The organism is Kitasatospora arboriphila (genome assembly GCF_039528095.1).
GTDB classification, from domain to species: domain Bacteria; phylum Actinomycetota; class Actinomycetes; order Streptomycetales; family Streptomycetaceae; genus Kitasatospora; species Kitasatospora arboriphila.
Genome location: NZ_BAAALD010000053.1, coordinates 19,185 through 36,226, shown reverse-complemented (window position 1 = coordinate 36,226; position 17,042 = coordinate 19,185). Strand labels below are relative to the sequence as shown.

Below are 17,042 nucleotides of genomic sequence, written 5' to 3'. Positions count from 1 at the left end.
ACCAGGCGGGCGACGGGACGGCGGAGGGGCGGCGGGATGGGTACGGACGGGCGCGGCGGTGCGCCGTGGCAGGCGTTGGCCCGGCCCGGATTCCTGCGCGGCGGGCTGCCCTGGCGGGCCGCCGGCTACCTGCTGGCCTCCGGGACGGCCGGGCTGCTGCTCTGTGCGGGGCTGCTGCTGGCGGGGACGGTCGCCGGTGCGCTCGCCGTCCTGCTGGTCGGGCTGCCCCTGCTGCTGGGCCTGGGTCTGGTCGGGGTGCCGTTCGCGGCGTGGGAACGGCGGCTGGTCCGGCTGCTGGACGGCGCGCCGGTGCCCGGCCCCCACCAGGTGCCGGCCCGCCCGGGTCTCCCGGCCTGGCTGCGGCTGCGTTACCGCGAGCGGGCGACCTGGCGGGAGCTGGGTTTCGCGGCGCTCGCCGCCTTCGTGCTGTGGCCGATCGACCTGACCGTCGCGGGTTGCGCGATCGCGGTGCCCGGCTACCTGCTGGCGGCGCTGCCGCTGCTGCTGCTCGACGGCGAGCAGGTGAACGTCCTCAAGCTCTGGCAGGTCCACTCCCCGTACGTGGCGGCGGCGTTGGGTGTCGCCGGGGTGCTGGCGGCGGCACTGCTCGCCTATCCGCTGACCGCGGTGGCGGCGGGGCGGGCCGCACTCGTGCGGGCGGTGCTGGCGCCGGGCGGCCAGGAGGCGCGGATCGGCGAACTGGTCCGCTCGCGGGCCCGGTTGGTGGACGCCTTCGAGGCGGAACGGCGCCGGATCGAGCGGGACCTGCACGACGGTGCCCAACAGCGCCTGGTCGCCCTGGCGATGACGCTCGGACTCGCCAGGCTGGACGCGCCGCCCGGCAGCCCGCTCGCCGACCGGCTGGCGCAGGCGCACCGGGAGGCGGGGGACGTGCTGGCCGAGCTCAGGGAATTGATCAACGGCATCCATCCGCAGGTGCTGACCGACCGGGGTCTGCCGGACGCCTGCGCGGACGCCGCCGACCGGTCGCCGGTGCCGGTGGACGTCACCTTCGCGCTGCCCGGTCGGCTGCCGGCCGCGGTCGAGTCGGCCGGCTGGTTCGCGGTCACCGAGGCACTGGCGAACGTCGCCAAGCACAGCGGTGCCCGTTCCGCCCGCGTCGACGGGCGGTACGCCGACGGGCTGTTGACCGTCGAGGTGTCGGACGACGGACGCGGCGGCGCCGATCCGGCGGGCGGCACCGGTCTCACCGGGCTGGCCGACCGGGTCTCCGTGGTCGACGGCACCCTGACGGTGAGCAGCCCGCCCGGAGGCCCGACCCTGCTGCGCGTGGAGATCCCGTGCACCCCGATCGGCCCGCGCGCCGAGGACCTCACACGCACCTCGGGCCTCACGCCCACCCCGGGCGGCCCGCACACCCCGGACCGCCCGTGAGGCCGCTCCGGGTGGTGCTCGCCGAGGACGGCGTGCTGCTGCGCGAGGGCCTGATCGGCCTGTTGGAGCGCTTCGGCCACCAGGTGGTCGCCGCGGTGGGGGACGCCGGGGCGCTGAGCGCCGCCGTCGACGAGCACGTGCCGGACGTCGTCATCACCGACGTGCGGATGCCGCCCGGGCAGACCGACGAGGGCCTGCGGGCCGCCGTCGCGCTGCGCGCCCGGCGCCCCGGCCTGCCGGTGCTGGTGCTCAGCCAGTACGTGCAGCGCTCGTACGCCGCCGAGCTGCTGGACTCGGGGGACGGCTCCGGCGTCGGGTACCTGCTGAAGGACCGGATCGGGCAGGTCGAGGAGTTCGTGGCGGCGGTCGGCGCGGTGGCGGCCGGCGGCACCGTGGTGGACCCGGAGGTGGTGCGCCAGTTGCTGCGGCGCCGGCGCGACCCGCTGGACCGGCTGACGCCGCGCGAGCGGGAGGTGCTGGCGCTGATGGCCGAGGGCAGGTCCAACGCGGCGATCTGCCGCGAGCTGGTGGTGTCCGAGGCGGCCGTCGGCAAGCACATCGGCAACATCCTGATGAAGCTGGACCTGCCCCCGGCGGAGGAGACCCACCGGCGGGTCCTGGCGGTGCTGGAGTTCCTCCGGGCCTGAGCGGCGAGCCGGTGGCGCTCACCCGGCCGGGCCCTCCCCGGCAGGGTCTTCCCCGGTGAGGTCCGCCCCGGCAGGGTCCTCCGCGGCGGCGGTGTGGTCGAGGACGGCCCGGACGACCGTCGGCCAGTCGGCCCGGTCCAGTCCGTGGCCGGCGTCCGGCAGGGTCAGGAGCCGCGCACCGGGGATCCGCTCCGCGAGGTCCTCGCCGTGCGGGAGCGGGAACATCGGGTCGGCCGTCCCGTGGACCACCAGCACGGGCACGGCGATCGAGGAGAGCGGTGCCCGGGTGGGGCCGCCCTCCGGCAGCGCGTCGTGGTTGCGGGCGGCGGCGATGTCACGGGCCCGCCCGACCTCGCGGCGGGCCAGGTCCCGGACGGCGGCCTCGTCGAACGGACGCCGGCCCCCGGAGAGCAGGCGGGCGTACGCGACCAGGTGGCCGACCAGTGCGTCGGCGTCCGAGGGGCCGGGGCCCGCGGCCGCGAGGAAGGCCATGAGCTCCTCGGCCGGCGCGGGCAGCGCCCGGTCGCCGGGCACGGCGGAGGAGGTGCTGATCAGGACGAGGGAGAGGACGCGGCCGGGGTCGTCGAGCGCGAGCAGCTGCGCGAGCGCCCCGCCGGCCGAGACGCCCACGACATGGGCGGCCGGGATGCCGTGGCCGTCGAGCACCCGGGCGGCGTCGGCGACCAGGTCCGCGCCGGTGTAGCCGGGGCGGCCCGGCGGGTAGGTGGTCGAGCGGCCGGTGTCGCGGTGGTCGTAGCGGATCACGAAGCGGCGGCCTCCGGCGAGCAGCCGGCAGAAGCCCTCCTCCCACCAGAGCATCGAGGCGCCGATGCCCATGACGAGCAGGACGGGCGGATCCGCCGGGTCGCCGAAGGACTCGGTGCACAGCTCGACGCCGTCCCCGCCGACCGTCCGCTCGACCATCGCCGCGCCTCCTCCCGTGTCCCTCCATGGTGCCCGCACCACGGCAGCACCGGAATCTGACGGTCTGTCGGGCTCGATCTCCGGTATCCGGACTGCTCAACGGCATGGCTGGCATATGCTGCTGGGCGGCCCGGCCCCGACCACCCGGCAAGGGGGCCACCGCACCCTCAGCAGGAGAGCCCGTGAGCCACGACCACGACATCGACCCCGCACCCTTGCCGGTGGCGGTGATCGGCCTCGGCGACATCGCTCAGAAGGCCTACCTCCCGGTGCTCACCGCCCAGCCGGGCCTCGACCTGCGGCTGATGACCCGCGACCGCGCCAAGCTGGACCGCCTCGGCGACGCCCACCGGATCCAGCACCGCTACACCGACCTCGGCGAGGTCATCGACAGCGGGATCCGGGCCGCCTTCGTGCACGCCTCCACCAGCCAGCACGTCCCGATCGTCGAGCAGCTGCTGACCGCCGGCGTCGACGTCTACGTGGACAAGCCGCTGGACCACACCCTGGACGGCGCCCGCCGGCTGGTCGACCTCGCCGAGCAGGCCGACCGTTCGCTGCTGGTCGGCTTCAACCGCCGGCACGCCCCCGGCTACCTGCTCGCCCAGGAACGGCCGCGCGACCTGATCGTGCTTCAGAAGCACCGCGAGGGACTCCCGGAGGCCGCCCGCTCCGCCGTCTTCGACGACTTCATCCACGTGGTCGACACCCTGCGCTTCCTGGTGCCGGGCGAGATCGAGCACGTGGACGTCCGCTCCCGCAGCCGCGACGGCCTGATGGAGCACGTCGTGCTCACCCTGGCGGGCCAGGGCTTCACCGCCCTCGGCATCATGAACCGGATGAGCGGCGCCACCGAGGAGGTGCTGGAGGTCTCCGGCGGCGACTCCAAGCGCAGCGTCATCAACCTCGCCGAGATCGTCGACTTCCGCGGCCAGCCGACCGTCCGCCGCCGCGGCGACTGGGTGTCGGTCGCGCGCCAGCGCGGCATCGAGCAGATCGTGCTGTCCTTCCTGGAGTCCGTCCGGGCCGGCAAGGTGCTCTCCGCGCGGGACGCGCTGCGCACCCACGAGCTGTGCGAGCACGTCGTCGAGCAGATCGAGGCCCAGGCCTGACGGACCGCCACCGGCCGGGGGCGCCCGTGCGCGAGGCTCAGCTGTTGGTGCAGACGTTGCCGGCCGTCGGGTTCAGGAGGCCGATCAGGTTGATGCTGTTCCCGCAGATGTTGACGGGGATGTGGATCGGAATCTGAACCACGTTGCCGGACAGCACGCCCGGGGAGTTGGTGGCCGTGCCGACGGCGCTCGCGTCTGCGTTGGCCACGCCGGCCGAGCCGAGCACGAGAGCACCGGCGGCGACGGTCAGCGCGAGAGCCTTGCGGATGTCCTTCACGGTCTTCTCCAATTCGGGAGGGGACGTTCCTGGGTGGAACCCGGGCGCCGGGCCGACGGCCTGCCGGCCGGGCGGCGCCCGACACCCAGTCTTGGCACGGCGAGGCGGAACGGTCCTCCGGGCACGCGCGAGGTTCGTCCGCCCGGGTGGGAATCTCCGCAACCACTGGGCCATCGGCGGTACTCGGGACCCCGCTTCTGATTACGGGCTGTGACGACCCGTCGGATTCGGGCCCGCACCACCCCCGTACGGCCCCGGCCCTCGTCGGACGAACCGTTCCACCGGGCCGCCAGTCGATCGGAGTCCCGGGGCGGCCGGGAAGCGGCTCCGGAACCGGTTCCGGGCCAAAACAAGCATGCATGCTTGATTTATTCGTGGCCCGCTGCCAGGCTGCTGCACGACCAGCGCAGGGGAGGCGGGCATGCTCAGGATCGGCAATGCGTCCGGGTTCTACGGCGACCGGTTCGCCGCGTTCGAGGAGATGCTCACCGGCGGACCGCTGGACGTGCTGACCGGCGACTACCTCGCCGAGCTCACCATGCTCATCCTCGCCCGCGACCGGCTGAAGGACCCGGGCCTCGGCTACGCCAAGACCTTCCTCCGGCAGGCCGAGCAGTGCCTCGCGCTCGCCGCCGAACGCGGCGTCAAGCTCGTCGTCAACGCCGGCGGACTCAACCCCGCCCGGCTCGCCGAGGCGGTCGCCGAACTCGCCGCCAAGCAGGGCCTCGCGCTGCGCACCGGCCACGTCCTCGGCGACGACCTGCTCGCCCGCGCCGCGGAGTTCGGCCCCCGACCCGGACTGCTCGCCGCCAACGCCTACCTCGGCGGGGCCGGCATCGCCGCCTGCCTGCGCGGCGGAGCCGACGTCGTCGTCACCGGCCGGGTCACCGACGCCGCGCTCGTCACCGGCCCCGCCATGGCCCACTTCGGCTGGGGACCCGACGACCTCGACCCGCTCGCCGGCGCCGTCGTCGCCGGCCACGTCCTCGAGTGCGGCACCCAGGCCACCGGCGGCAACTACGCCTTCTTCCGCGAGCACCTCGGCCCCGGCGCCGACCCCCGCCCCGGCTTCCCGCTCGCCGAGATCCACGCCGACGGCAGCAGCGTCATCACCAAGCACCCCGGCACCGGCGGCGCCGTCACCGTCGAGACCGTCACCGCCCAGCTGCTCTACGAGACCGCCGGACCGCGCTACGCCGGACCGGATGTGACGGCCCGCCTGGACACCGTCCGGCTCGCCCAGCAGGGGCCCGACCGGGTGCTCGTCGAGGGCGTCCGCGGCGAGGCGCCACCGCCCGGCCTCAAGGTCGGCCTCAACCGGCTCGGCGGCTACCGCAACGAGGTCGTCTTCGTCCTCACCGGCCTCGACGTCGAGGCCAAGGCCGACCTGGTGCGCCGCCAGTTCGAGCAGGCGCTCACCCGCCGGCCCGCCGAACTCCGCTGGACCCTCGCCCGCACCGACCACCCCGACGCCGACACCGAGGAAGCGGCCTCCGCGCTGCTGCGCCTCACCGTCCGCGACCCCGACGAGCGGGCCGTCGGCCGGGCCGTCGGTGCCGCCGCCGTCGAACTCGGCCTCGCCGGCTACCCCGGCTTCCACCTCACCGCACCGCCCGGCCCCGGCACCCCGTACGGCGTCTTCGAGACCGCGTACACCGACCGGCGCGGCGTGCCGCACACCGCGGTGCTGCCCGACGGCACCACCCGGCCCGTCCCCGCACCCGACCGCACCCGGCCGCTCGAACCGCTCGCCGAACCGCCGCTGCCGGAGCCGCTGCCCGCCGGGCCGACCCGCCGCGCCCCGCTCGGCCTGGTCGCCGGCGCCCGCAGCGGCGACAAGGGCGGCGACGCCAACCTCGGCGTCTGGGCCCGCACCGAGGACGGCTGGCGCTGGCTCGCCCACACCCTCACCACCGACCTGCTGCGCCGACTGCTCCCCGAGACCGCCGCACTGACGGTGGAACGGCACCTGCTGCCCAACCTGCGGGCCGTCAACTTCACCATTGCCGGGCTGCTCGGCGAGGGAGTCGCCGCACAGGCCCGCTTCGACCCGCAGGCCAAGGCGCTGGGGGAGTGGCTGCGCTCCCGGCACCTCGACATCCCGGAGGCCCTCCTGTGACCGTCCTCCCCACCCGCCTCGACCCCGGCGGCGCCGAGCACACCGCCCACCGGGCCGCGATGCTGGAGAAGCTCGCCGCCCTCGATGCCGAACACGCCAAGGCGCTGGCCGGCGGCGGCCCCCGCTACGTCGAGAGGCACCGCAACCGCGGCAAGCTGCTCGCCCGCGAGCGCATCGAACTCCTCCTCGACCAGGACGCGCCGTTCCTGGAACTCTCCCCGCTCGCCGCCTGGGGCAGCGACCACCCGGTCGGCGCCGCCCTGGTCACCGGCATCGGGGTGATCGAGGGCACGGTCTGCGTCATCACCGCCAACGACCCGACCGTGCGCGGCGGCGCCAGCAACCCGTGGACGCTGAAGAAGGCGCTGCGGGCCAACGAGGTCGCCCTGCACAACCGGCTGCCGCTGGTGAACCTGGTCGAGTCCGGCGGCGCGGACCTGCCCAGCCAGAAGGAGATCTTCATCCCCGGCGGGGCGCTCTTCCGCGACCTCACCCGGCTCTCCGCCGCCGGCATCCCGACGATCGCCGTCGTCTTCGGCAACTCCACCGCCGGCGGCGCCTACGTGCCCGGCATGTCCGACCACACCGTGCTGGTGCGCGAGCGCGCCAAGGTCTTCCTCGGCGGCCCGCCGCTGGTCAAGATGGCCACCGGTGAGGAGGCCGACGAGGAACGGCTCGGCGGCGCCGACATGCACGCCCGCACCTCCGGCCTCGCCGACCACGTCGCCGAGGACGAGCCGGACGCCTGCCGGATCGCCCGCCGGATCGTCAAACGGCTGCACTGGCAGCGCAGCGGCCCGCTGCCCGACACCACCGCCGAGCCGCCGAAGTACGACGAGGAGGAGCTGCTCGGCATCGTCCCCGGCGACCTGCGGGTGCCCTTCGACCCGCGCGAGGTCATCGCCCGGATCGTCGACGGCTCCGACTTCGACGAGTTCAAGCCGCTGTACGGGCCGAGCCTGGCCACCGGCTGGGCCACCGTGCACGGCTACCCCGTCGGCATCCTCGCCAACGCGCAGGGCGTGCTCTTCAGCGCCGAGTCGCAGAAGGCCGCCCAGTTCATCCAGCTCGCCAACCAGCGCGACATCCCGCTGCTCTTCCTGCACAACACCACCGGCTACATGGTCGGTGAGGCCTACGAGCAGGGCGGCATCATCAAGCACGGCGCGATGATGATCAACGCGGTCTCCAACTCGCGCGTCCCGCACCTGTCCGTGCTGATGGGCGCCTCCTACGGCGCCGGGCACTACGGCATGTGCGGACGCGCCTACGAGCCGCGCTTCCTGTTCGCCTGGCCGAGCGCCAAGTCCGCGGTGATGGGCCCGCAGCAGCTCGCCGGGGTGCTGTCCATCGTCGCCCGGCAGTCCGCCGCCGCCAAGGGCACCCCGTACGACGAGGACGCCGACGCGGCGATCCGCGCCATGGTCGAGCAGCAGATCGAGGCCGAGTCGCTGCCCGCCTTCCTCTCCGGACGGCTCTACGACGACGGCGTCATCGACCCGCGGGACACCAGGACCGTGCTCGGACTCTGCCTCTCCGCCGTGCACAGCGGCCCCGTCGAGGGCGCCCGCGGCTACGGCGTCTTCCGGATGTAGCTTCTCGTGGAGGAACGACCCAAGTGATCACCTCTCTGCTGGTCGCCAACCGCGGCGAGATCGCCCGGCGGATCTTCCGCACCTGCCGCGACCTCGGCATCGCCACCGTCGCCGTGCACTCCGACCCGGACGCCGACGCCCCGCACGTCCGGGAGGCCGACACCGCCGTCCGCCTCCCCGGCGCCGCCCCCGCCGACACCTACCTCCGGGCCGACCTGCTGATCGCCGCCGCCCGCGCCGCCGGCGCGGACGCCGTCCACCCCGGCTACGGCTTCCTCTCCGAGAACGCCGACTTCGCGCAGGCCGTCCTCGACGCCGGACTCGCCTGGATCGGACCGCCGCCCGCCGCGATCGCCGCCATGGGCTCCAAGACCGCCGCCAAACGGCTGATGGCCGCGGCCGGCGTGCCCGTCCTCACCGTCGGCACCGAACCCACCGAGGCCGACCTGCCGCTGCTCGTCAAGGCCGCGGCCGGCGGCGGCGGACGCGGCATGCGGATCGTCCGCGACCTCGCCGAACTGCCGGCCGCGCTCGCCGCCGCCCGCGCCGAGGCGCTCTCGGCCTTCGGCTCCGACGAGGTCTTCTGCGAGCCGTACCTGCCCACCGGCCGGCACGTCGAGGTCCAGCTGATGGCCGACACCCACGGCACCGTGTGGGCCGTCGGCGACCGCGACTGCTCCCTGCAGCGCCGCCACCAGAAGGTGATCGAGGAGGCCCCCGCCCCCGGACTCACCGCACGGCAGCGCACCGAACTCCACCGCGCCGCCGTCGACGCCGCCCGGGCCATCGGCTACGTCGGCGCCGGAACCGCCGAATTCCTGCTCGCCCCCGACGGCCGGCTCGCCTTCCTGGAGATGAACACCCGCCTCCAGGTCGAACACCCCGTCACCGAATGCGTCACCGGCCTCGACCTGGTCGCCCTGCAGATCGCCGTCGCCGAGGGCGAGGCCCTGCCCGCCGAACCGCCCGCCACCACCGGCCACGCCGTCGAGGCCCGCCTCTACGCCGAGGACCCGGCCCGCGACTGGCAGCCCCAGACCGGCACCCTGCACCGCCTCGCCCTCGCCCACCCGCACACCGAATTCACCACCGGCGGGGCCCCCACCGGGCTGCGCCTGGACTCCGGCGCCGACGACGGCACCACCGTCACCGTGCACTACGACGCCATGCTCGCCAAGGTCGTCGCCTGGGCACCCACCCGGGCCGCCGCCGCCCGCCGGCTCGCCGACGCACTCGGCCGCGCCCGGATCCACGGCCCCGCCACCAACCGCGACCTGCTCGTCCGCGCCCTGCGCCACCCCGCCTTCCTGGCCGCCCGGCTGCACACCGGCTTCCTCACCGAACACGCCGCCGACCTCACCGCCCCCGACGGCAAGGACACCCCGCTCGCCGCCCTCGCCGCCGCCCTCGCCGACGCCGCCTCCCGCCGCACCGCGCTGCCCTCCGGCTGGCGCAACCTGCCCTCCCAGCCGCAGATCAAGCGGTACCGCGCCGCCGACGGCGGCGAATGGGAGGTCCGCTACCGGCTCGGCCGGACCGGACTCGACGCCGAGGGCCACCCCGGCACCCGGCTGCTCCGCTCCGCCCCGGACCTGGTCGTCCTGGAGACGGACACCCTGCGGCAGACCTTCCACGTCGCCGCCCACGGCACCGGCGTCTGGGTCGACGGGCCGAACGGCGCCACCGCCCTCACCGCGCTCGACCGCTTCCCCGACCCGGCGCAGCGGACCGACCCCGGCGCCCTGCTCGCCCCCATGCCCGGCACCGTCGTCCGCTCCGCCGCCGCCGTCGGCGACACCGTCGCCGCCGGACAGCCACTGCTCTGGCTGGAGGCGATGAAGATGGAGCACCAGGTCACCGCCCCCGCCGACGGGCTGCTCACCGAACTCCGCGTCGCCCCCGGCCAGCAGGTCGAGCCCGGCGCCGTCCTCGCCGTCGTCCAGCCCGCCTGAGCCCCGCACACCCCGTACACCCCTCGCACCCTGCACGGCACCCCACCCTCACCGCCCGGAAGGACGCCGCATGTCCGCACCGCGCACCACCGCAGGCACCCTCGTCGAGACCCCCGAACAGCAGGCCCTGCGCCGGGCCGTCGCCGACCTCGCCGCCCGCTTCGGCCCCGCCTGGTTCCAGGCCAAGGCCCGCGCCGGCGAGTACGCCGACGAACTGTGGGCCGAAGCCGGCAAACTCGGCTACCTCGGCGTCAACCTGCCCGCCGAGTACGGCGGCGGGGGCGCCGGCATCACCGAACTCGCCATCGTCCTCGAAGAGCTCGGCGCCGGCGGCTGCCCGCTGCTGATGCTCGTCGTCTCACCCGCCATCTGCGGCACCGTCATCGCCCGCTACGGCACCGAGGAACAGCGCCGCCGCTGGCTGCCCGGCCTCGCCGACGGCACCCGCCGGATGGCCTTCGGCATCACCGAACCCGACGCCGGCTCCAACTCCCACCGGATCGCCACCGTCGCCCGCCGCGACGGCGAGGACTGGCTGCTCACCGGCCGCAAGGTCTTCATCTCCGGCATCGACCACGCCGATGCCGTGCTCTTCGTCGCCCGCACCGAGGACGCCCGCACCGGGCGGCTGCGGCCCTCGCTCTTCGTCGTCCCCCGCGACACCCCCGGCTTCGAGTACCGGGCCATCCCGATGGAGCTGGTCGCCGCGGAGAAGCAGTTCCAGGTCTTCCTGGACGACGTCCGGCTGCCCGCGGACGCCCTGGTCGGCGACGAGGACGCCGGCCTGCTGCAGCTCTTCGCCGGCCTCAACCCCGAACGGATCATGACCGCGGCGTTCTCCATCGGCGCCGCCCGCCGCGCCCTCGACACCGCCGTCGACTACGCCCGCACCCGCACCGTCTGGGACACCCCGATCGGCGCCCACCAGGGCATAGCCCACCCGCTCGCCCAGTGCGCCATCGAGGTCGAGCTCGCCCGGCTGATGACCCAGAAGGCCGCCCACCTGTACGACGCCGGGGACGACCTCGCGGCGGGCGAAGCCGCGAACATGGCCAAGTACGCCGCGGCGGAGGCCGCCTGCCGGGCCGTCGACCAGGCCGTCCAGACCCTCGGCGGCAACGGCCTCACCCAGGAGTACGGCCTCGCCGCCCTCCTCACCGTCACCCGCGTCGGCCGGGTCGCCCCGGTCAGCCGCGAGATGGTCCTCAACTACGTCGCCCAGCACACCCTCGGCCTCCCGCGGTCGTACTAGGACGGGTATGCACCAGGGGCGCTGGGGGGGTGCCCCAGCGCCCCTGGGTGGCCGCCCCTTTCCCCTGAGTGGTCACCCACTTCCCCCGGGTGGTTGACCCGCGCCCCTGGTGAGGTGCCCGCCCACGCAAAGGATCGCTGCACGCCCTCTGGGCTGCGGGGCGGAAAACGGGCAGGCTGTCACCCGGCAACCTGGCAGCACCGCGAGCTCCCCACCACCCCCGCCGGAGGTATGCATGGTGTTCCGCAGCGACCACCCCGAGATCGAGCCCGTCGACCTGCCGATCCACGACGCCGTCCTCGGTGACCTGAACGGCCGGGCCGGGCTGCCCGCCCTGGTCGACGGCGTCACCGGCCGCACCCTCAGCTACGCCGAGCTCGACCTCGCCGCCCGCCGGACCGCGGCCGGCCTCGCCGAGGCGGGTGTCCGCCAGGGGGACGTGGTCGCGCTGTTCAGTCCGAACACCATCGCCTGGCCGGTCGCCTTCTACGGCGCGACCCGCACCGGCGCCACCGTCACCACGGTCAGTTCGCTCGCCACCGCGGGCGAACTCGCCGGGCAGTTGCGCGACAGCGGTGCCCGCTGGATCGTCACCGTCTCCGCCTTCCTGCCGGTCGCGACCGAGGCCGCCGCCGCGCTCGCCGCCGAGGGCCGTCCGATCGCGGAGGTCTTCGTCTGCGACGAGGCCCCCGGCCACCGCTCGCTCGCCGACCTCGCCGCGACCACCGCGGCGGAGCCCGCGCCGCGGATCGACGCCGGCGACCTCGCCGTGCTGCCGTACTCCAGCGGCACCACCGGCCTGCCGAAGGGCGTGATGCTCACCCACCGGTCGATCGGCTCGAACCTGGCGCAGACCGACTCGGTGCACGCCACCGCCGCCGGTGAGCGGATCATCGCCGTGCTGCCCTTCTTCCACATCTACGGCCTGACGGCGCTGCTCAACCACCCGCTGCGCTGCGGCTCGACCGTCGTCGTGCTGCCCCGTTTCGACCTGGAGCAGTTCCTGCGGACCATCCAGGAGCAGCGGATCGAGGGCGTCTTCGCCGCACCGCCGATGGTCCTCGCGCTGGCCAAGCACCCGCTGGTCGACCGGTACGACCTGTCCTCGGTGAAGTACGTGCTCAGCGCCGCCGCCCCGCTGGACGCCGAGCTCGCCGACGCCGCCGCCCGCCGGCTCGGCCTGCCGCGCATCCACCAGGGCTACGGCATGACCGAGCTCTCCCCGGTCACCCACGTCGTCCCGCTGGACGACCCGGCGCCACCGCCCGGCACGGTCGGGAAGATGGTGGCCTCCACCGAGCTGAGGATCGTCTCGCTGGACGACCCCGACACCGACCTGCCGACGGGTCAGCGCGGAGAGCTGCTCTTCCGCGGCCCGCAGGTGATGAAGGGCTACTTCGGCCGCCAGTCGGAGACCGACGCGATGCTGGACGCCGACGGCTGGCTGCACACCGGTGACGTCGGCTACGTCGACGAGGACGGCTACCTCTTCGTCGTCGACCGGGTGAAGGAGCTGATCAAGTACAAGGGGTACCAGGTCGCGCCCGCCGAGCTGGAGGCGCTGCTGCTCACCCACCCGGAGATCGCGGACGCCGCGGTGGTCGGTGTCACCGGCGAGGACGGCACCGAGCGCCCGAAGGCCTTCGTGGTGCGGGCCCCCGGCAGCGAGTTGACCGGGGCCCAGGTCCAGGAGTACGTGGCGGCGCAGGTCGCCCCGTACAAGAAGGTGCGGGCGGTGGAGTTCCTCGACGCGGTGCCGAAGTCCGCGAGCGGCAAGATCCTCCGCCGCGAGCTGCGGGCCCGCCCGTCCGCCACCGGCGCGCCGGCGATCTGAGAGGATCGGGCGCAACCGCCGTACACCGCCACCGGAAAGCCAGGCCATGACCGCCCACGCCGCCGCCCTGCGCACCCCGCAGCAGGACCGAAGCCGCGCCACCCGCCGCCGCCTGCTGGAGGCCGCCGTGGAGTGCCTGGCCGAGCTGGGCTGGCAGGGTTCGACGGTCGCCGTGGTCGCCGAGCGGGCCGGGGTGACGCGGGGCGCGGCCCAGCACCACTTCCCGACCCGCGAGGACCTCTTCACGGCGGCCGTCGAGCACGTCGCCGACGAGCGGCTGGCCCAGGTGCGGGCCAGCGCCGAGCAGCTGCCGCCGGCCGGTCCGGGGCGCACCGAGGCAGTGGTCTCCATGATCGTCCGGCTCTACACCGGTCCGCTGTTCCGCGCCGCGCTGCACCTGTGGGTGGCCGCCGCCACCGAGGACGCGCTGCGCGAGCGTATCGTCGCGCTGGAGAACCACGTCGGCCGGGAGTCCCACCGGGCCGCCGTGGAGTTCCTCGGCGCGGACGAGTCCCGGCCCGGGGTGCGGGAGACCGTGCAGGCCACCATGGACATGGCCCGTGGCCTGGGCCTGGCCAACCTGCTGACCGACGACGGGGCCCGCCGGGCCGGCATCGTCCGCCAGTGGGCCGGGCTGCTGGAGGCGGCACTGGCCGGCGGGGGACCGGCCGCGGACGGTCCGGCCGGCGGGAGACCGGCGTGCTGAGTACGAACAGACCGCGCCCGACCGGCCGGCGACCCGCAGTCGCCGTCCGGCCGGGCTTTGTGCAGTCTGGTGGGGACCGGATTGGCCGGCCTCCCACCGGGAAGGTACCGGGCAGGTGAACTCCTGAAGATGCACGGATTCGACTGGACCGCCACCGACGGCGCCGGCCGCGGTGAGGCGGGCGCCGCTTCGGCGCGCCTGGCCGGACACCGGCTGGTGCCGCTCGCCACCGCCCTCCTCCAGGAGGACGGCCGCGTCCTGCACTGGAGCGAGGAGGCCGAGGCGCTCTCCGGCCACTCCGCCGAGGAGGCCGTCGGCTCCTACGCGGCCGAGCTGCTCGTCCCCGAGGGCCGGCGCCACCAGGCCGGCGAGCTGTTCGAGCAGATCATGGCGGGCTCCGGCTGGTCCGGCATCCACCCGATCCGGCACCGGGACGGCTCCGACGTCGAGATCGAGTTCCACACCTACCCGATCGCCGGCCCCGGCGGTCAGCACCTGCTGCTGGTCACCGGCTCCGACGTGCGCGCGCTGCGCCAGGTGGAGGCGGACCTCGCCGTCCTCGACGGCATCTTCAACCAGTCCCCGATCGGGATGGCGGTCTACGACACCGACCTGCGCTTCGTCCGGCTCAACCAAGCCCTCGCCAAGATCAACGGCGTGCCGGTGGACGAGCACATCGGCCGCCGGGTCTCCGGCGTGCTGCCGGGCCTCAACAGTGCCGAGATCGAGGCCGTGATGCGCCAGGTGCTCACCACCGGCCGCCCGATCGTCGACGCCCGCTCGCACGGCCGCACCCCCGGCGAGCCGCGCCGCGACCGCGCCTGGTCCGCCTCCTACTTCCGGCTGGAGGACTCCACCGGCCGGGTGCTCGGCGTCAGCTCCTCGCTGATCGACGTCACCGAGCGCTTCCAGGCCGAGGCGCGTGCCGCGCGCGCCCAGGAGCGCCTCGCCCTGCTCGCCGAGGCCACCGCCCGCATCGGCACCACCCTCGACCTGCAGCGCACCGCCGAGGAGCTGATCGAGGCGGTCATCCCGCGGTTCGCCGACTTCGCCACCGTCGACCTGCTGGAGCCGGTGCTGCGCGGCGAGGAGCCCGCCCCCATCCAGCCGGACAAGCCGATCCTCGTCCGCGCCGTCGCCGTCGGCGAGGCCTACGAGGCCGGGCTCACCCGGGCCGCCGACGCCGTCGGCGCGACCACCGAGTACGACGCCCAGCGCGTCTACACCCAGTGCCTGCGCAGCGGTCGGCCGCTGCTGCGCTCGCACGTCGACGAGGAGGTGCTGCGCGGCCTGGTGCCCAGCTCCGACCGGGTCGGCCCGGGCATCGCCGCGGGCGTGCACTCCTACCTGATGGTGCCGGTCCTGGCCCGCGGGATGGTGCTCGGCGGCGCCGAGTTCGTCCGCACCCGCAACCCCGAGCCGTTCACCGCCGCCGACGTCGCCCTCGCCGAGGAACTCGTCGCCCGCGCCGCCCTCGCCATCGACAACGCCCGGCTCTACCGGCGCGAGCGCGAGACCGCCCTCACCCTGCAGCGCAGCCTGCTGCCGCAGGAGATCCACCGCACCCTCGGCCTGGAGATCGCCCACCGCTACCTGCCGAGCAGCCTGGTCTCCGAGGTCGGCGGCGACTGGTTCGACGTGGTGCCGCTCTCCTGCGGCCGGGTCGCCCTGGTCGTCGGCGACGTGATGGGCCACGGCATCCGGGCCGCCGCCACCATGGGCCAGCTGCGCACCGTCGCCCGCACCCTGGCCACCCTCGACCTGCCGCCCGAGCAGGTGCTCACCCGCCTCGACGAGACCGCCAACGCCATCGGCGAGGGCCAGTTCGCCACCTGCATCTGCCTGGTCTACGACCCCGTGGACCGCACCTGCACGGTCGCCTCGGCCGGGCACCTGCCGCCCGTCCGGATCGCCCCGGACGGCACCGCCAGCACGGTCGACCTGCCGCCCGGCGTCCCGCTCGGCATCGGCGGCGCCGGTTTCGAGAGCGTCGAGTTCACCCTGCCGGTCGGTGCGACCGTCGCCCTCTACACCGACGGACTGATCGAACGCCGGGGCCAGGACATCGACGAGGGCATCGCCCTGCTCGCCCGCACCCTCGCCGGCCGCCCGCGGACCCTGGAGGAGAGCGCCGACGCGGTGCTCGCCGCGCTGGTCGCCGAGGGCACCGACGATGACATCGCGATGATCCTCGCCCGCGCGCTGCCCGTCCCCGCCGAGCGGATCGCCACCCTCGACCTCCCGGGCGAGGGCCCGCTGCCCGCGCAGGCCCGCCGCTTCACCCGGGCCACCCTGCAGGCCTGGGGCCTGGCCGGGCACTCGGACTTCGCGGAACTGATGGTCAGTGAACTCGTCACCAACGCCCTGCTGCACGCCGATGCGCCGCGCCGGCTGCGGCTCTACCGCGACGACCGCACGCTGACCGTCGAGGTCTCCGACGCCGGCGGCCAGTCACCGCGGCTGCGCTCCTCGGCCGAGGAGGACGAGGGCGGCCGCGGGATGCACCTGGTCAGCGAACTCGCCCACCGCTGGGGCACCCGCCCCACCAAGGAGGGCAAGGTGGTCTGGGCCGAGGTCGAACTTCCTTACCGCGCCGGATAGTTGTTCGAGGAATTCGCCGATTTCCCGCACGGTGCCCGCTGCCGTGCCCGACGATGGAGGTCCGAGCACCGAGCGGCGCGCGGCCGGCCGGCCCCGCGGCGGCAGAGGGGGATCCGAGCGCATGCCCGTGCACCTGGGGGAGCGGTACACGCTGTCCTTCGCCTGCCTGGCCGAGGTGAAGTCGGCCGGTACCGTGGTCACCACCCGGTGGAAGGTCAGCCAGCTGTCCTCGCCGGAGTACCTCCGTCCGCGCGAGGGCGCCGCCACGACCCTCTTCCGCTGCCCGACCTGCCGGACGGACTTCACCGTCCGGGTGGAGAGCCTGGCCAAGGCCCGGGCGAAGCGGCTCGCCAACCTGGTGGCCGGCGTGGTGCTGCTCGCCCTGCTGCTGCTCTGGGTGCCGATGCTGGTGCACTACGGCGGGCAGACGGTGGACGAGTCCCAGGCCGACTCGACCGTCGACACCATCGGCCTGCTCGTCCTGGCGACGGCCGTCTCGTTCGTCGGCGGCCTGACCGCCTTCAAGGTGGGCCGTGCCTACACCGGGATCAACAAGCTGCGCAGGACCACCGGCGAGGGCCGGCCCTCCGTCCGGGTGAGGGGCCACAAGTTCTGGCCGTAGCGGGCG

13 protein-coding genes are annotated in these 17,042 nt (G+C 74.8%); 11 read left to right on the top strand and 2 right to left on the bottom strand.

Annotated elements, in window-relative coordinates:
• Window positions 1-36 precede the first annotated feature (36 nt).
• Both ABD353_RS24745 and ABD353_RS24740 read left to right on the top strand, forming a co-directional pair.
• Window positions 37-1,395, top strand: coding sequence for a sensor histidine kinase (locus ABD353_RS24745; protein ID WP_344625862.1), 1,359 nt, complete (start codon window positions 37-39; stop codon window positions 1,393-1,395).
• Between the two features lie 14 nt (window positions 1,396-1,409).
• Entirely contained in the window at window positions 1,410-2,042 is a 633-nt protein-coding gene (locus ABD353_RS24740; protein ID WP_344625881.1) for a response regulator transcription factor, read from the top strand.
• Between the two features lie 18 nt (window positions 2,043-2,060).
• Here the strand turns inward: ABD353_RS24740 and ABD353_RS24735 are convergent, their stop codons facing one another.
• The gene (locus ABD353_RS24735; protein WP_344625861.1) at window positions 2,061-2,966 is read right to left on the bottom strand and encodes an alpha/beta fold hydrolase; all 906 of its coding nucleotides are present in this window, start codon (window positions 2,964-2,966) and stop codon (window positions 2,061-2,063) included.
• A gap of 215 nt (window positions 2,967-3,181) precedes the next feature.
• Between ABD353_RS24735 and ABD353_RS24730 the strand changes: the two genes are divergently transcribed.
• A complete protein-coding gene (locus tag ABD353_RS24730; RefSeq protein WP_344625880.1) occupies window positions 3,182-4,078 on the top strand; it encodes a Gfo/Idh/MocA family protein in 897 nt (298 codons plus the stop codon).
• Window positions 4,079-4,115: 37 nt separating this feature from the next.
• On the opposite strand, the gene ABD353_RS24725 is transcribed toward ABD353_RS24730, so the two are convergent.
• Window positions 4,116-4,367 carry a chaplin gene (locus tag ABD353_RS24725; protein ID WP_425555241.1) on the bottom strand — a complete coding sequence of 84 codons (252 nt, stop codon included), beginning with the start codon at window positions 4,365-4,367 and terminating at the stop codon, window positions 4,116-4,118.
• A gap of 409 nt (window positions 4,368-4,776) precedes the next feature.
• Between ABD353_RS24725 and ABD353_RS24720 the strand changes: the two genes are divergently transcribed.
• The 8 genes from ABD353_RS24720 to ABD353_RS24685 all read left to right on the top strand — a co-directional run bounded on the left by ABD353_RS24720 (window position 4,777) and on the right by ABD353_RS24685 (window position 17,036).
• Window positions 4,777-6,474 carry an acyclic terpene utilization AtuA family protein gene (locus ABD353_RS24720; protein ID WP_344625860.1) on the top strand — a complete coding sequence of 566 codons (1,698 nt, stop codon included), beginning with the start codon at window positions 4,777-4,779 and terminating at the stop codon, window positions 6,472-6,474.
• On the top strand, window positions 6,471-8,069 hold the full coding sequence (locus ABD353_RS24715; RefSeq protein WP_344625859.1) for an acyl-CoA carboxylase subunit beta: 1,599 nt from the start codon (window positions 6,471-6,473) through the stop codon (window positions 8,067-8,069). The genes ABD353_RS24720 and ABD353_RS24715 overlap by 4 nt, the downstream gene beginning before the upstream one ends.
• A 23-nt stretch (window positions 8,070-8,092) precedes the next feature.
• Complete coding sequence (locus tag ABD353_RS24710; RefSeq protein WP_344625858.1) at window positions 8,093-10,021, top strand: acetyl/propionyl/methylcrotonyl-CoA carboxylase subunit alpha; 1,929 nt, start codon at window positions 8,093-8,095, stop codon at window positions 10,019-10,021.
• A 70-nt stretch (window positions 10,022-10,091) separates the two neighbouring features.
• On the top strand, window positions 10,092-11,273 hold the full coding sequence (locus ABD353_RS24705; protein WP_344625857.1) for an acyl-CoA dehydrogenase family protein: 1,182 nt from the start codon (window positions 10,092-10,094) through the stop codon (window positions 11,271-11,273).
• 235 nt (window positions 11,274-11,508) lie between these two features.
• Entirely contained in the window at window positions 11,509-13,107 is a 1,599-nt protein-coding gene (locus ABD353_RS24700; RefSeq protein ID WP_425555240.1) for an AMP-binding protein, read from the top strand.
• 46 nt (window positions 13,108-13,153) lie between these two features.
• Window positions 13,154-13,813: a TetR/AcrR family transcriptional regulator gene (locus ABD353_RS24695; protein ID WP_344625856.1), complete on the top strand. Its 660-nt coding sequence runs from the start codon at window positions 13,154-13,156 to the stop codon at window positions 13,811-13,813.
• A gap of 129 nt (window positions 13,814-13,942) precedes the next feature.
• Entirely contained in the window at window positions 13,943-16,414 is a 2,472-nt protein-coding gene (locus ABD353_RS24690) for a SpoIIE family protein phosphatase (RefSeq protein ID WP_344625855.1), read from the top strand.
• 121 nt (window positions 16,415-16,535) lie between these two features.
• Window positions 16,536-17,036: a hypothetical protein gene (locus ABD353_RS24685; protein WP_344625854.1), complete on the top strand. Its 501-nt coding sequence runs from the start codon at window positions 16,536-16,538 to the stop codon at window positions 17,034-17,036.
• Window positions 17,037-17,042 lie beyond the last annotated feature (6 nt).

What these genes read in the sequence shown, in the direction of transcription:
- ABD353_RS24735 (WP_344625861.1), bottom strand. Translation starts at nt 2,966, where the DNA reads ATGGTCGAGCGGACGGTCGGCGGGGACGGCGTCGAGCTGTGCACCGAG.
- ABD353_RS24720 (WP_344625860.1), top strand. Translation starts at nt 4,777, where the DNA reads ATGCTCAGGATCGGCAATGCGTCCGGGTTCTACGGCGACCGGTTCGCC.
- ABD353_RS24705 (WP_344625857.1), top strand. Translation starts at nt 10,092, where the DNA reads ATGTCCGCACCGCGCACCACCGCAGGCACCCTCGTCGAGACCCCCGAA.
- ABD353_RS24700 (WP_425555240.1), top strand. Translation starts at nt 11,509, where the DNA reads ATGGTGTTCCGCAGCGACCACCCCGAGATCGAGCCCGTCGACCTGCCG.
- ABD353_RS24685 (WP_344625854.1), top strand. Translation starts at nt 16,536, where the DNA reads ATGCCCGTGCACCTGGGGGAGCGGTACACGCTGTCCTTCGCCTGCCTG.
- ABD353_RS24695 (WP_344625856.1), top strand. Translation starts at nt 13,154, where the DNA reads ATGACCGCCCACGCCGCCGCCCTGCGCACCCCGCAGCAGGACCGAAGC.
- ABD353_RS24745 (WP_344625862.1), top strand. Translation starts at nt 37, where the DNA reads ATGGGTACGGACGGGCGCGGCGGTGCGCCGTGGCAGGCGTTGGCCCGG.
- ABD353_RS24690 (WP_344625855.1), top strand. Translation starts at nt 13,943, where the DNA reads ATGCACGGATTCGACTGGACCGCCACCGACGGCGCCGGCCGCGGTGAG.